The sequence below is a fragment of the Rathayibacter sp. PhB152 genome (genome assembly GCF_003751395.1).
GTDB classification, from domain to species: domain Bacteria; phylum Actinomycetota; class Actinomycetes; order Actinomycetales; family Microbacteriaceae; genus Rathayibacter; species Rathayibacter festucae.
Map to the genome: position 1 here is coordinate 223,195 of NZ_RJUT01000001.1, position 14,245 is coordinate 237,439.

Here is a 14,245-nt window from a genome sequence, read left to right on the forward strand (position 1 = left end):
AGTAGCCCCCCAGCTGCGTCCGACCAGAGTACGTCGTGAGAGAGCGCTCTCTCGGTAACGATCCGGCGTCGGATCGGCGACGAGCGGCTTGGGATGTCCCCGCCCCGGTCACGTCGACATCGGAAGTCCGGCGCCGCACAGCGCATTACCACGAATCGTTGCCCAATCGACCCCCTGGCGCGTTCTGCTTCCGGTACCGTCGTCCTGCTCGGCATTCCCGGTCCACCCGCCCGGCGTCCCCCTCTTCCCCGATCCTGGCGGGGGAGCTGCAGGACCCTCGCGGACCCGGGCTCGGCACGTCCCCGGACGCGCCCCGTCGCCGGCTCCCGCGTACCCGACGCGGGAACGACCCCCGAAAGGCGTCCCCGATGGACCCCGCCCCCGCTCCGCGCACCCCCCTGACGCCCCGCACACCCCTCACGCCTCGCACCCCCCTGACGCCGCGGCTCCTCCCGCCGACCCGCCGGGGCCGCCTCCGCGCGTCGCTCCTCGCGATCGCCGCCGCCGCAGCCCTCGCCGTGGTCGGCCTCGTCGTCCCCACCGCGAGCGCCGACACCGCCTGCGCGCCCGGGCAGAACGCCATCGTCTGCGAGAACGCGAAGCCCGGCACCGACCCCTCCGTCTGGGACATCACCGGAGCCGGCGACCCGTCGATCCAGGGCTACTCCACCGACATCAGCGTGAACGTCGGCCAGCGGATCGACTTCAAGATCGACACCGACGCCGCGGCGTACTCCATCGACGTCTACCGCACCGGCTGGTACGCCGGGAAGGGCGCCCGCCTGATCACCTCGGTGACCCCGACCGCGGCCCTCCCGCAGGTCCAGCCCGAGTGCCTCTCCGACGTCACCACCGAGCTCTACGACTGCGGCACGTGGGCCGTCTCGGCGGGCTGGGACGTGCCGAGCACCGCCGTCTCCGGCGTCTACGTCGCCCTGCTCACCCGCGCCGACACGGGCGGCCGGAGCCAGATCACCTTCGTCGTGCGCGACACCGCCAGCACCTCGGCCGTGCTCTTCCAGACCTCCGACCCGACCTGGCAGGCCTACAACACCTACGGCGGCTCGAACTTCTACAGCGGCGGCGCCAACGGCCGCGCCTACAAGCTCAGCTACAACCGCCCCGTCACCACCCGCGGCGACAACCAGGGCCGCGACTTCTACTTCGCCAACGAGTTCCCGCTGGTGCGCTTCCTCGAGCGCAACGGCTACGACGTCAGCTACTTCAGCGGCGTCGACACCGACCGCTTCGGCTCGGCGCTGAAGCAGCACCGCAGCTTCCTCTCGGTCGGCCACGACGAGTACTGGTCCGGCGCCCAGCGCGCGAACGTCACCGCCGCGCGCGACGCCGGCGTGAACCTGCAGTTCCTCTCCGGCAACGAGAACTACTGGCGCACCCGCTACGAGCCCTCGCCGACCGCGGGTGGCCAGGACTACCGCACCGTCGTCACCTACAAGGAGACCTGGGCGAACGCCAAGACCGACCCGTCGCCCGAGTCCACCGGCACCTGGCGCGACCCGCGCTTCGCCTCGGTGGCGAACGGCGGCGGCCGGCCCGAGAACAGCCTCGCGGGCACGCTCTACATGGTGAACTACTCCGATCTGCCGGTGACGGTCAGCGCCGCGGAGGGGAAGCTGCGGCTCTGGCGCAACACCTCGCTCACCGGCCTCGCCACCGGGAGCAGCGCCGCGCTCGCCCCGCACACCATCGGCTACGAGTCCAACGAGGACGTCGACAACGGCTCGCGTCCGCCCGGCCTGATCCGCCTCTCGACGACGACCGGCGCCGTCCCCGAGTACCTGCAGGACTTCGGCACCACCGTCGCCGCGGGCACCACCCGGCACAACCTCACCCTGTACAAGGCGGCGAGCGGCGCGCTCGTCTTCTCGGCCGGCTCCGTGCAGTGGACCTGGGGCCTCGATCAGGAGCACGACGGCAACGGCGCAGCCGCCGACGTCCGGATGCAGCAGGCGCAGGTGAACCTCTTCGCCGACATGGGCGTGCAGCCCACCACGCTGATGAGCGGCCTGGTCGCCGCGACGAAGAGCACCGACACCGCGGGCCCGACCGTCTCGGTCACGAACCCGTCGGGCGCGACGAGCAAGGCCAACGGCAGCACGGTCTCGGTCTCGGGCACCGCGTCCGACGCCGCGGGCAAGGTCGCCGGCGTCGAGGTCTCGACCGACGGCGCCACCTGGCACCCGGCGACCGGCACGACGTCCTGGACCTACAGCTACGTCCAGCACGGCACCGGCACCGGCTCGATCCGGGTGCGCGCCGTCGACGACAGCGCCAACATCGGCGCCGTCACGAGCCGCGCCGTCACCATCACCGGCACGGCCACCGTCTTCGGCGCCGAGGTGCCGAAGACCGCGGACTCCGGCGACGTCGATCCGGCCACCCTGGGCCTGCGCTTCACCCCCAGCGCCGACGGCTTCATCCAGGGCGTCCGCTTCTACAAGAGCGCGGCGAACACCGGCCCGCACACCGGCGCCCTCTGGAGTGTCGACGGCCGGCAGCTGGCCACCGTCGCCTTCGCGAACGAGACGGCGAGCGGCTGGCAGACCGCCACGTTCGGCGCGCCGGTCGCCGTCACCGCCGGCACCACCTACGTCGTCTCGTACACGACCACGGCCGGGCGCTACGCGGCCGCGGACTGGTTCTGGTCGAGCACCGGCTACGCCGCCGCCCCGCTGACGGTCGCCGGCGGCTTCGGAGCGACGCCCGCCGGGGTCTACAGCACCACCGGCGGCTTCCCGACCGACAGCTACCGCGCGAACAACTACTACGTCGACGCCGTCTACAGCACGGTCGACGCCACGCCGCTGAGCGTCGGCTCGCAGGCACCGCTGGCCGGCTCCTCGAGCGTCGCGCCGTCGACGAAGGTCTCGGCCGTCTTCTCGAAGGCGGTGACGGCGAGCACGGTCGCGATGACCCTGAAGACCGCCGCCGGCGCGAGCGTCGCGGGCAGCACCGCGTACAACGCCACCACTCGCACCGCCACCTTCACGCCCACCGCCCCGCTCGCCGCGTCGACCGGGTACACCGCGACGCTCGCCGGCACCGCGAGCGGCGGCGGCACCGTCACCGCCGGCGGCAGCTGGACCTTCACCACCCAGGCGCCGGACACCGTCGCGGGAGCCTGCCCCTGCCGGCTCTTCGACGACTCGACGACCCCCGGCATCGCGCAGGTCGCCGAGGGCACCCCGGTCACCCTGGGCGTGCGCTTCGCGCCGCTCGTGAACGGCACCGTCACCTCGCTCCGCTTCTACAAGGGCCCCGGCAACACCGGCACCCACGTCGGCACGCTCTCGAACGCCGACACCGGCGCCGAGATCGGCCGGGCGACCTTCACCGCCGAGAGCACGGCCGGCTGGCAGCAGGTGACATTCGCCACCCCGGTGGCCGTGACCGGCGGCACCGACTACGTCGCCGCCTACACGACGACCACCGGCAACTACTCCGCCACGATCAACGGCTTCGGCTCCGGATCCACGCGCGGCCCGCTCGTCACCGCGAGCGACTCCGGCGCCTACACCTACTCCGGCGGCTTCGCGGGGCAGCGCTCGACCACGAACTACCTGGTCGACGTCTCGTTCACGCCGTCGGCGGCGCCCACGCCGACCCCGACGCCCACGCCGGTCACCCCGTCCGGCACGCGCCTGTTCGCCGACGCGACCCCCGCGACCGCCTCCGCCGAGGACTCGTCCTCGGTCGAGGTCGGGATGTCCTTCACCGCGTCGACCGCGGGCAGCGCCACCGGCATCGCCTTCTACAAGGGCTCCCGCAACACGGGCACCCACGTCGGCTCGCTGTGGGACGCCTCCGGCACGCGGATCGCGCAGGTGACCTTCACCGGCGAGACGGCGACCGGCTGGCAGAGCGCCGCCTTCGCGACACCGGTCGAGCTCGTGCCGGGCGCGCGCTACACGGTCTCGTACCTCGCGCCGGCGGGCTACTACGCCGCCACGGGAGCAGGGCTCGCCTCGCCGGTCACCAACGGGGCGCTGACCTCGGCCTCCGGCGACAACGGCGTCTACCGCTACGGATCCGGCGGGGTCATGCCGTCGTCGTCGTACAACTCCACGAACTACTTCGTGGACGTGTACTTCCAGGCGAAGGGGTAGGTGCGCGGCGACGGCGGGAGGGCCTCGTCACACCGCCGCCGTCGGAGAACCCGGGGGTAAAGTAGGGGTAACGATGCTCCCGAGGAGGGTGCCATGCCCACTGCAGTGACGACAGGTCAGCACGCGAGAACCGCGCGGATGGACGTCCACGAGGTCGCTGCCGTGCTCGTCCAGGGTCTGGGCCCGACGCTCGTCGCGGCGATGACCGGCTCGAAGGACCGGAAGCTGCCCAGCAAATGGGCGAAACCCGACGGCCCGCGCCCGTCCACGGACTTCACGCGCCGGCTGCAGCTCGGCCATCGCGTCTGGGTCGCGCTGTCCGAGTCGGAGTCGGAGCACGTCGCGCGCCAGTGGTTCCTCGGCGGCAACCCTGTGCTCCACGAGGACACGCCGATCACCGCCATTCGCGAGGACCGGGGCAGCGCGGTCATCGAGGCTGTCGAGTCGTTCCTCCGCGGCGATCCGGACGTCTGACGACCGTGTCGACAGCGCGAACCTGCTCAGAGACCGGTCTGCGTCTGCTCCCAGATGCCGGCGAGCAGACGTTCCGCTTCGCCCGAGAGCAACGAGCGCGCCTGCTGAGGGGCTGGTCGACTCTGTCCCGTGTGACGAGTCACATCGGCGGGCCACAACGGGTCAAGGCTGGACTCTCGCACTTGCCCGGACGTCGCCGCGCGCGCTCTGGACGGAGCTACCGCCCGCTGGCCGACCGGCGTAGAGTCATGATTCAGATTGAATCAGATGTGGAGGCCAGGATTGGCGTACCAGGCGATCACAGCCCGACAGCTTGCGGCTGACGTCCTCGAACTACTCGACCGAGGGGACGTGGACGAAGCCCGGTCGGTTCTCGCTCGCGTCGCGCGCTCGCATGTCGATGGCTCCGGAACATCAGAAGAACGTCACCTCGTGCTGTCCGCAGCGGCCTGCATGGTGGGTGTCGGCTTCGAGCCCCGGGCGGAGGAACGCGATGCTCGTCCGCCGTGGGCGTGGTTCGAGTCCATCCAGGAGCAGAACTCGACCTACTCCTCCGAGTTCCTGGATGCCTTGAGAAGCCGATTCACCCAGTCGGCGGACGTCCTGTTCGAGGTGGCGGAGTGCTTGAAGGCGACCCCTTCGATCTCGGGGCTCACTGCTCTGCCGGCACTGATGGAGGACGGGCGCATGGGCGGCGTCACTGCTCGTCACAGTGCCGAGAGGCCGGTGCCGAGCGGCCCCGCAGTGAAGCTCTTCCTGTCTTCTGCTCTGATGGGGCAAGCTGCGCGCCAGCGCGCCGCCGAAAGAGTGACCGTCCGGCTGATCTACTGGGCGAGTGGCGCTGGAATGACTCAGCGGGACATCTCGCGACTTGTCGCCAAGCCGCAGACTGCGGTGTACCGCCATATACAGGCAGTCCGAGACGACCCCGCGGCGTTCGCCCTCGATCCCGAGGAGCTCTACGCGAATCATGTCGCGGGTAATCTGGACCGCCAGACCTTGATCGAGCTGCTGGCGGCCTATCCCTACCAGCAGGGTCTTTTTCCGGAGGATGCTCCTGATTGGGGTTACGTACCGGGATCGTGGGATCAGCTGACGAGACTGGTGATCAACGGAAGCATCTCGGAAGAGGAGCTGGACGTGATCATCGCCGGGCACGAGATGATCGCGGCAAAGCATGAGTGACGCGCGGCGCGATTACGTTGCCGACGAGCTCGAAGCGATGTGCAAGCCAGGGGCGATTCTGGGGCGGGACAGCCCGAGGGCGACATGGCATGCCTTCACTCCCGGTCAGTGAGTCGTCCGTGCCGCCCACATCGCTCGGGCTTATCTGGGGCGGCAGGAGAATGTATCGACGGCCGGGGCGATCGCGGTCGTCACCGCAGGTCCCCCTGGAGCCGGGAAGACCTCGTTTCTGCGCGAGGAGGGCTACCTGGATTCGGACTATCGCAACATCGACCCGGACGAGGTGAAGTCCTTGTTGCTTCATCGAGCCCTCGACGAGGGGACCTTCAACGATCTTCTCGACATTCCACTCTCCGACGGTCTGTCGATTCAGCCCATGGAGCTGGCGACTCTCGTTCATCAGGAATCGGCCTCGATCGCCGACAGCATCCTTCGCTATTGCCTGGAAGCAGGTGAGAATGTCCTCCTGCAGGGCGCTCTCGGGTGGGACGAGTATCCGAACATCCTGTTGCGCGCCCTGACCAAGGAGGACTACTCGACACTGACTATTCTGGATGTCGAGGTCGAAGAGACTCTCGCCCTCGAGCGTTCGAGGGAGCGGTGGTGGGAAGGTCGCCACGATCCGACCGATATCCTCGGCGGGAGATTCGTTCCAGAGGATGTGATCTGAGGCCTGTACGCACCGAGCGGCAGATCGCGATGCGAGGAGAACGCAGAGTTGATGCTCGTGACTTCGAACATTGCAGAGACTCGGCTCATCAGGCAGTCCACCGTCGCAGGCGTGACGAGTCGAGTGGTCACGACCAATACGAACTCTGCTCGACGTGCCTCGGAGGCGGATCTCACTGACGACGCGATCGACGAATAGCGCACGAGGTCCGCGCAGCCGGTCCGAGCCGGTCACGGTCTGTGCCCACCGCTGGCGGTGTAGACGCAGGGCGGTAACGATCCGGCCGCCTCTGCGGCATCGCTTCCCCGGAAACTGCAAAAGCCCCACATGACGTGGGGCTTTCACACTAGTAACGAGCAGATCCCGACTGCCGTTGTTCCCGACAAAGCCAGCATTCGACGCCGCCCCCACTCGACCTGCGTCACCGGGTCCACGAGCCACTCGCCGGTCGGCCACTCCGCGACGCTCTCCACCTCCCCAGCATGACCGACGGCCGCGGGTGCGCGCGGTCGCGGGCGACGAGGCGATCCGCGGCTGTCAGCCCCCGCCCCGGAGCGCGACGCATGATGGCGGGATGTTCATCCCGACCCGAGCCGCCGGTCTCGAGGCGCTCGACGACTTCGTCGCGCGCGCCGGCTCCGCCTACACGCGCGAGCGCAATCACGACCACGGACCGTCCCGGAGCAACGTCTCCGGGCTCTCCCCCTACCTCCGCCACCGGCTCGTCACCGAGCGGGAGGTCGTCGCCGCGGTCCTCGCCCGCCACAAGCTCACCGCCGCGGAGAAGTTCGTCCAGGAGGTGTTCTGGCGCACCTACTGGAAGGGCTGGCTCGAGCAGAACCCCGAGGTGTGGCGCCGCTACCGCCGCGAGGTGCGCGACTTCGAGGGGCACCTCCCGACCGGCTACGCCGACGCGATCGAGGGCCGGAGCGGCATCGACGCGATGGACGCCTGGGTGCAGGAGCTCGTCGAGACCGGGTACCTCCACAATCACACGCGCATGTGGTTCGCGAGCATCTGGGTCTTCACGCTCGGCCTGCCCTGGCAGCTCGGCGCCGACTTCTTCTACCGGCACCTGCTCGACGGCGACGCCGCCTCCAACACCCTGTCCTGGCGCTGGGTGGCCGGCCTGCAGACCCCGGGCAAGACGTACCTCGCGACCGCGTCCAACATCGCCAAGTACACCGAGGGGCGCTTCTCGCCGCAGGGCCTCGCCGGCTCGGCGCCCGCGCTGGGGGAGGAGCACTTCCCGCCCCGCACGCCGATCGAGCCGGACGACGTCGTCGGCACCCTCGGCACCCGCCCCGGACTCCTGCTGCACGAGGAGGACCTCGACGCGGGGAGCCTCCTCGCCGAGCAGCCCGGACTGGCGGAGCGGCCGATCGCGACCGCGGTCGTCGCCGACCCGGGGGAGCGCTCGCCGTTCGCGGTCTCCGATGCCGTGCACGCCTTCACCGCCGCGGCGATCGCCGACGCCGCCGAGCACACGCCGGACAAGGGCGGCCGGCCGGCGCGGGTGCTGGCCGATGCGCTCCCCGCGACGGTCGTCGACTGGGCCGCGTCCGAGCGGCTCGACACCGTCGTGGTCCCGTACGCGCCGGTCGGTCCCGTGCAGGAGCGGTTGGACGAGCTCCGCTCCGCCCTCGCTCAGGAGGGGATCGCGCTCGTCACCGTGCGCCGCCGCTGGGACGGCACCGCCTGGCCCTCGGCCTCGCGCGGGTTCTTCGCCTTCAAGAAGCGGATCCCGACGCTGGTGCGCGGGCTGGACGAGCCGAAGGACGCGGTCCGGCTGTTCTGAGCCGCGGCGGGGACCTCGGAATGGCTGCTGCTGGACGTCGAGAGCGCAATCGACGAGCAGGTCGCGGACGCAGAGCGGACGGTCCCCGCGTCACGGGCGCGTGAAGTCTCGACACCGGACGTCCGCCCCGGGCCGGACGGCCGTGAGTCGCAGCGGGGACTCCGACGGCCCTGAGAGGGGGCGCGCCCAGCGCGTACCCTCGTGCCATGTCCGTTCCTCCTGCTCCGGCGACGATCATCGACGTGGCGCGGGTCGCAGGCGTGTCGCGGCAGACGGTCAGCCGTGCTCTCAACGACATGGCGGATGTCCGGGCGACGACGAAGGCGCGTGTGATCGCGGCGGCGCGGGAGCTGAACTACCGTCCGAACCGGGCGGCGCAGAGCATGGTCCGCGGGCGCCGCACGATCATCGGGCTCGTGCTCGAGGACCTGAGCAACCCGTACTTCGCGGAACTCGCCGCGGCGGTGAACCGGGTCGCGGCCGATCGGGACTGGGGCGTGCTGCTCTGCGACGTCGGCACGGACCGGGGGAAGGCGCGCGGGCAGCTCGCGACGATCGTCTCGGGCGTCGACGCGCTGGTGCTCACAGGCTGCCGCACGGACACCCTGTCGCTGCTGCCCGAGGACGTGCTGCGGGGCGGGCAGCGACGACTGCCGCTGGTGATGATCGACGGGCCCGCCGACGAGCGCTTGAACGGGCGGGTCGTGCTCGAGGTCGAGCAGGGGGTCCGGGCGGCCGTCGATCGTCTCGTCGCGCAGGGCCGGCGCCGGATCGCGTTCCTCGGTTCGGAGGTGGGGACCGACGTCCGCCGCGACGTCTTCCGGGCAGGTCTCGAGGAGCACGGCCTGTCCTGGCGGGACCTGCCGGCACTCGTCGCGGAGGAGAGCATGGAGGGCGGGATGCGCGGGGCCGGCGAGCTGCTGGAGCGGTGCCCGGAGCTCGACGCGGTCCTCGTCTACAACGACGTCATGGCGCTGGGCGTGCTCAAGACGCTGGCGAGGGCCGGGCGCCGCGTGCCCGAAGAGGTGGCGGTGATCGGCGTGGACGGCCTCGACATCGGCCGACTCGTCACGCCCGAGCTGACGACCCTGGCGATCGACAAGGCTCGGCTCGCGGAGGCGGCCGTCATGCTGCTCGAGCGGGCCTTCTCCGACGGCGGAACGGGGCCGGTGGGGGAGTCCGTCGTCGGGCTCACACTCCTCCTGCGCGACTCCGCCTGACCGCGACTGCACGGGTCGGCGCACCGAGGCGCTCGCCCGAGCTCTCCTTCCCTGCTGCAATCGGAACGTTCACGGTTCTGCGTCGACCTCTGCTAGCGTCTGGCCTGTGAACGTTCACGGCACCGCCCTCGCCCCCTCTCGCCACTCGATCGCCGCGTGGCGGAACGCCGTCATGGTGATGTTCACCCTTGGGGGCGTCACGGTCTCCACCTGGGGTCCGCGACTCCCGAGCATCCGCGATTCCCTGGGAATCGGGGACGCCGTGATCGGCCTCGCCCTGGCAGGCGTGACCGTCGGCTCGATCGCCGGCCTGGGCGTCGCGGCGCTGCTGCTGTCGAAGCTCGGTGCCCGGCGCGCGATCCTCGGCGCCCTCCTGACGACCGCTGCCGGCGTGGCCGTCGTCGGTCTCGGAGCCGGAGTCGCGGGCTCCCTCGGCATCACGATCGTCGGGTTCGTCGCGGTCGGCCTGGGGGTCGGCTCGCTCGACGTGATGATCAACGTCGAGGGTGCGGCGGTCGAGGCCGCCGTGCAGAAGACGCTGATGCCGCTGCTGCACGCGGCCTGGTCGGCGGGCGCGATCCTCGGCTCCGTGATCGGCGCCGGCGCATCGGCGGCCGGGATCCGCTTCGAGTGGCAGTTCTGCGCCGAGGCGGTGCTGATCGCGATCGCCGGCCTGATCGCGGTCCGCTACCTTCCGGCGGCGCAGGCCGTCGAGGCGAGCGCCGCGGGAGCCCCGGCCTCGAGTGGCTGGCGTCAGCGGCTGCGCGTCCTGGCCGACTGGCGGCTTCTGCTCATCGGCGTGGTCATGTTCGGCGCCGAGCTGGGGGAGGGGACCGCGAACAGCTGGCTGTCCCTCTCGGCCCGCGACGGCCACGGACAGACCGAGACGGTCGCCGCGCTCTTCTTCACGGTCTTCGCCCTGGGTGAGACGATCGCCCGCGTCGTCGGCGGCCCGGTCGTCGACCGCATCGGCCGCGTCGCCACCATCCGGATCACGGCCGCCGTCGGGGTGCTGGGGCTCGTGCTGTTCATCCTCGGCGGGCCCACCTGGCTGATCCTCCTCGGGACGGTGCTCTGGGCGGTCGGCGTCTCGATGGGCTTCCCCCTGGGCATGTCCGCCGCCGCCGACAGCGGTCCGAACCCGGCCGCCCGCGTCAGCATCGTCGCCTCCGTCGGCTACCTCGCGAACCTCGCCGGCCCGCCCGTCATCGGCGGCCTCTCGGAGTCGTTCGGGCTCCTCAACGCCTTCTGGCTCGTCGCCGCACTGCTGGCCGCCGCGTTCCTCGCCGCCGGCGCCTACGGCCGGCGCGGCACCCCGATCCCGTCCGACTGAGCACCGAAGGGCCGATCGCCGATGCCTCGACCTCTCCACCCCACCACCGACTCCGCACGCCGGCTCGGAGCGCACCTGCGCCGAGCCCGGCTGGAGCGGGGGCTCCGCCAGGAGGACCTCGCGCGCGACGCAGGCGTCGGAACCGCGACTCTGCGCCGCATCGAGCGCGGCGACCAGGACAACCCCAGCGTCTTCGTCGTCCTCCGCCTGCTGAACCGGCTCGATCTTCCCGCCGCGACCCTGGACAGGATCGTCGGCTAGCGGACGTCGATGTCCGATGCCGCGTGGCGCCTCGTCCCTCAGGACGCCCTCGACTCGCGGGGCCGGGAACCGACGTGTGGATGCATCCGAGCACGCCGGTCGGCACGGTGTCAGTGCTGGAGCAGATCCTCGATCGCCACGAGTTCGGTCGCCGAGAGGGGCGGCGCGTCGAGGGCCGCCACGTTCTGCTCCAGCTGCTGCACGCTCGAGGCGCCGATGATCGCCGAGGTGACAGCGGAGGAGCGCAGCACCCAGTTCAGGGCGAGCTGGGCGATGCTCTGGCCGCGCCCGTCCGCGACCTCCTTCAGGCCTTGGATCAGCCGCTGGTAGTCGCCCTCGAGGGCCCCGGGCTTCAGGAAGTGCCCGACCGCGGCACGCGAGTCCGGCGGGATCTCGCCGGAGAGGTAGCGGTCGGTGAGCAGCCCCTGCTCCAGCGGGGAGAAGACGATGGCGCCGATGCCCTCCCGCTCCACGAGATCGAGCAGGCCCGACTCCTCGGGCCGGCGGTCGAGCATCGAGTAGCGGGGCTGGTGGATCAGCAGCGGCACCCCGTACGCGGCGAGCGCGTCGCGGGCGGCGATCGTCTGCTCGGGCGAGTAGTTCGAGACGCCCGCGTAGAGGGCCTTGCCCTGCTGGATCGCAGTCGCGAGCGCGCCCATGGTCTCCTCGATCGGGGTCTCGGGGTCGGGGCGGTGCGAGTAGAAGACGTCGACGTACTCGACGCCGAGGCGGCCGAGGCTCTGGTCGAGCGAGGAGAGCAGGTACTTGCGCGAGCCGTGATCGCCGTAGGGGCCGGGCCACATGTCGTAGCCGGCCTTCGTGGAGAGGACCAGCTCGTCGCGGTACGGGCGCAGGTCCTCCGCGAGGATCCGGCCGAACGCCGTCTCGGCGGAGCCGTAGGGCGGGCCGTAGTTGTTGGCGAGATCGAAGTGGGTGATCCCGAGGTCGAAGGCGCGGCGGACGATCGCGCGCTGGGTCTCGATCGGCTTCGTCTCGCCGAAGTTGTGCCACAGGCCCAGCGAGAGCGCGGGCAGCTTCAGGCCGCTGCGGCCCGAGCGGTTGTAGGTCATGCGGTCGTAGCGGGTGTCGGCGGGGTGGTGGGTCATGGCGTGTCTCCAGAGAGCGGTGATGTGGTCGGCGTCGTGTCGTCAGGCCGGAACTGCCGGGGACGGTGGGTCTCGATACGCCCCTGCGGGGCTACTCGACCAGCATGTGGGGCCTGCGGGGCTGGTCGGCCGGCAGGGGAAGCCTGCGGGGCTGCTCGGTCGGCAGGGGAAGCCTGTGGGGCTGCTCGGTCGGCGGGAAGGGCCGGCGGGCGGCGTGGGCCGAGGCGGCGAGTGCGTGCGGGCCGCCCGCGACCTTGGTGACGACACGCGCTCCGGGAGCCACGCCGAGGAAGCGCTGCAGGGTGTCGGGATCGAGCAGGCTCGGGACGGTGTCGTCGGTGCGGACGGGGGTGTGGCTGTCGCTGAACGCGGGGCCGAGCGTCGTCGCCGTGTCGCTGACTCCCGAGACGCCGAGCACCGCCAGGGTGCCGGCGTCGCGCGCGGCGCGGGCGTGCTCGAGCGGGCCGTCGAGGCGGCGGGTCTCGAGGTAGGAGCGGCCCCAGTTGATCGCGGTGCCGAGGCCGTGGCGGGCGGTGAGCTCGAGCTCGGTCGGCAGGTCGAGGAAGCCCTTCGCCGGGTCCGGTCCCTCGAAGGAGTCGCAGTGCTCGATCACGAACCGCACGCCGTGCGGGTCCCAGCCGGCGATCTCGGCGAGACTCCGCGAGAACGCCGCCCGGGCCGTCCCTGCGGAGCCGCGGGTCGTCCGCGGCGCCGAGTGGAGCAGCACCGCGTCGACGACCGCGCGACGCTCGCTCTCGTTCACCGATACTGCGGCAGCGACGGCCCGCCGCACGAGGGCGAGCGCGGTCGCCCGGCGCTCCTCGACCGGATCCGCCAGCCCGATCCCGCGCTCGAGCACCGCCGGCAGCAGGGTGAGCACGTGCGTCCCCCCGCGGCGCAGCAGCCGCAGCAGCTTCGCCTCGTCGGGCACGAAGGCGCTGCCGAACGGGATCTCGAACCCCGAGCACCCGGTGACGAGCGCGATCCGCTCGTGGAAGGCGTCGAAGGCCGCCGCGTCGCGTCGCGCGTGCTCCGGCAGCGACGGGTACGCCCCGACGAGCATCTAGCGGGCGCCGTCGACCCGTGCCGCCCCGGGGAGGCGCAGGTCGCGGATGTAGGCGGCGAGCTCCAGCAGCGGTGCGCCCTCGTGCGCGCCGATGCCCTCGGGCTTCCAGCGGCTGATCGGCTCGATCGCCAGACGCGAGCTGTGCCGGAGGTAGTACTTCGCCGAGGTCGGGTAGCGGGAGTTGATCGTGTGCTCGGCGACCGTCAGCAGGCGCTGCACGGCGACGGCCGTCTCGGCGGGCTCGTCGTCGTAGTGCTCGCAGAGCCAGGCCACGTGCTCCGGGTAGATGTTCGCGGCGTAGCCGCTGAGGCCCGCGGCGCCCGCACGGAGCGAGTCGGTGAGGGAGGAGATCTGCGCGTTGTAGAGCTTCAGCCGGGTGCCCGCGATCGCGGCGAGCCGCTCCCGCATGGTGTCGAGCGAGTGCGAGGTGTCCTTGTAGAAGACGAAGCGGCCGGTCCCGGCCATCCAGGCGACGTTCTCGGTCGAGGGCAGGCGCTTGAACGGCACCGGGCACTCGTAGATCCCGAAGTCGACCCCCGGCACGGTGTCGAGGATGTGCTGCACCGTCGCGCGCCACTCCTCCTCGGTGGTGGTGAGCCCGCCGACCAGCGAGGAGATCAGGACGACCGCGTCGACCCCGGTCGCGGCCATCGCGGCGGCGGACGCGGCCTGCTCCTCCGGGGTGCCCGAGGAGACGGAGGAGGCGACCACCGGAACGCGGCCGGCGGAGCGGGCGACGACCCGCGTCGCGAGGGCGAGGCGCTCCTCCTCGGTGAGGTCGTACATCTCGCTGGAGAGCGCGACGGTGAAGATGCCGGCGGCGCCGTTGTCGATCAGCCAGTCCGTGAGGGCGTCGACCTGCTCGAAGTCGAGCGAGCGGTCCTCGCGGAACGGGGTGAGCATGACGGGCCAGCCGCCGTCGGGGAGGGTGCTGCCGGTCGTCGTCGGGGCGGTGGCGGTCTCGGTGGTGGTCATGTCGATCCTTCGGTGTGGGAGGTGGTCGGC

The 14,245-nt window shown here is 71.4% G+C and carries 11 protein-coding genes; 8 read left to right on the forward strand and 3 right to left on the reverse strand.

Annotated elements, in window-relative coordinates; genetic code table 11:
• Positions 1-368: 368 nt before the first annotated feature.
• The 8 genes from EDF36_RS00965 to EDF36_RS01000 all read left to right on the forward strand — a co-directional run bounded on the left by EDF36_RS00965 (position 369) and on the right by EDF36_RS01000 (position 11,068).
• Positions 369-4,127, forward strand: a complete 3,759-nt coding sequence (locus EDF36_RS00965; RefSeq protein WP_123731523.1) for a DUF4082 domain-containing protein — start codon at positions 369-371, stop codon at positions 4,125-4,127.
• Between the two features lie 93 nt (positions 4,128-4,220).
• On the forward strand, positions 4,221-4,601 hold the full coding sequence (locus tag EDF36_RS00970; protein ID WP_123731524.1) for a hypothetical protein: 381 nt from the start codon (positions 4,221-4,223) through the stop codon (positions 4,599-4,601).
• 351 nt (positions 4,602-4,952) lie between these two features.
• Entirely contained in the window at positions 4,953-5,786 is an 834-nt protein-coding gene (locus tag EDF36_RS00975; protein WP_148059934.1) for a hypothetical protein, read from the forward strand.
• Positions 5,787-5,931: 145 nt separating this feature from the next.
• Entirely contained in the window at positions 5,932-6,456 is a 525-nt protein-coding gene (locus tag EDF36_RS00980) for a zeta toxin family protein (protein ID WP_260300503.1), read from the forward strand.
• Between the two features lie 574 nt (positions 6,457-7,030).
• On the forward strand, positions 7,031-8,254 hold the full coding sequence (locus EDF36_RS00985) for an FAD-binding domain-containing protein (protein ID WP_123731527.1): 1,224 nt from the start codon (positions 7,031-7,033) through the stop codon (positions 8,252-8,254).
• 206 nt (positions 8,255-8,460) lie between these two features.
• Positions 8,461-9,474: a LacI family DNA-binding transcriptional regulator gene (locus EDF36_RS00990; RefSeq protein WP_123731528.1), complete on the forward strand. Its 1,014-nt coding sequence runs from the start codon at positions 8,461-8,463 to the stop codon at positions 9,472-9,474.
• 106 nt (positions 9,475-9,580) lie between these two features.
• Positions 9,581-10,807, forward strand: coding sequence for an MFS transporter (locus tag EDF36_RS00995; protein ID WP_260300472.1), 1,227 nt, complete (start codon positions 9,581-9,583; stop codon positions 10,805-10,807).
• A 21-nt stretch (positions 10,808-10,828) separates the two neighbouring features.
• A complete protein-coding gene (locus tag EDF36_RS01000) occupies positions 10,829-11,068 on the forward strand; it encodes a helix-turn-helix domain-containing protein (RefSeq protein WP_123731529.1) in 240 nt (79 codons plus the stop codon).
• A gap of 110 nt (positions 11,069-11,178) precedes the next feature.
• Here EDF36_RS01000 and EDF36_RS01005 read toward each other — a convergent pair whose 3' ends face one another.
• The 3 genes from EDF36_RS01005 to EDF36_RS01015 all read right to left on the reverse strand — a co-directional run bounded on the left by EDF36_RS01005 (position 11,179) and on the right by EDF36_RS01015 (position 14,215).
• Positions 11,179-12,174 carry an aldo/keto reductase gene (locus EDF36_RS01005; RefSeq protein ID WP_123731530.1) on the reverse strand — a complete coding sequence of 332 codons (996 nt, stop codon included), beginning with the start codon at positions 12,172-12,174 and terminating at the stop codon, positions 11,179-11,181.
• Between the two features lie 91 nt (positions 12,175-12,265).
• The gene (locus EDF36_RS01010) at positions 12,266-13,237 is read right to left on the reverse strand and encodes a DUF4862 family protein (protein WP_123731531.1); all 972 of its coding nucleotides are present in this window, start codon (positions 13,235-13,237) and stop codon (positions 12,266-12,268) included.
• Positions 13,238-14,215, reverse strand: coding sequence for a dihydrodipicolinate synthase family protein (locus tag EDF36_RS01015; protein WP_123731532.1), 978 nt, complete (start codon positions 14,213-14,215; stop codon positions 13,238-13,240).
• Positions 14,216-14,245: the final 30 nt, after the last annotated feature.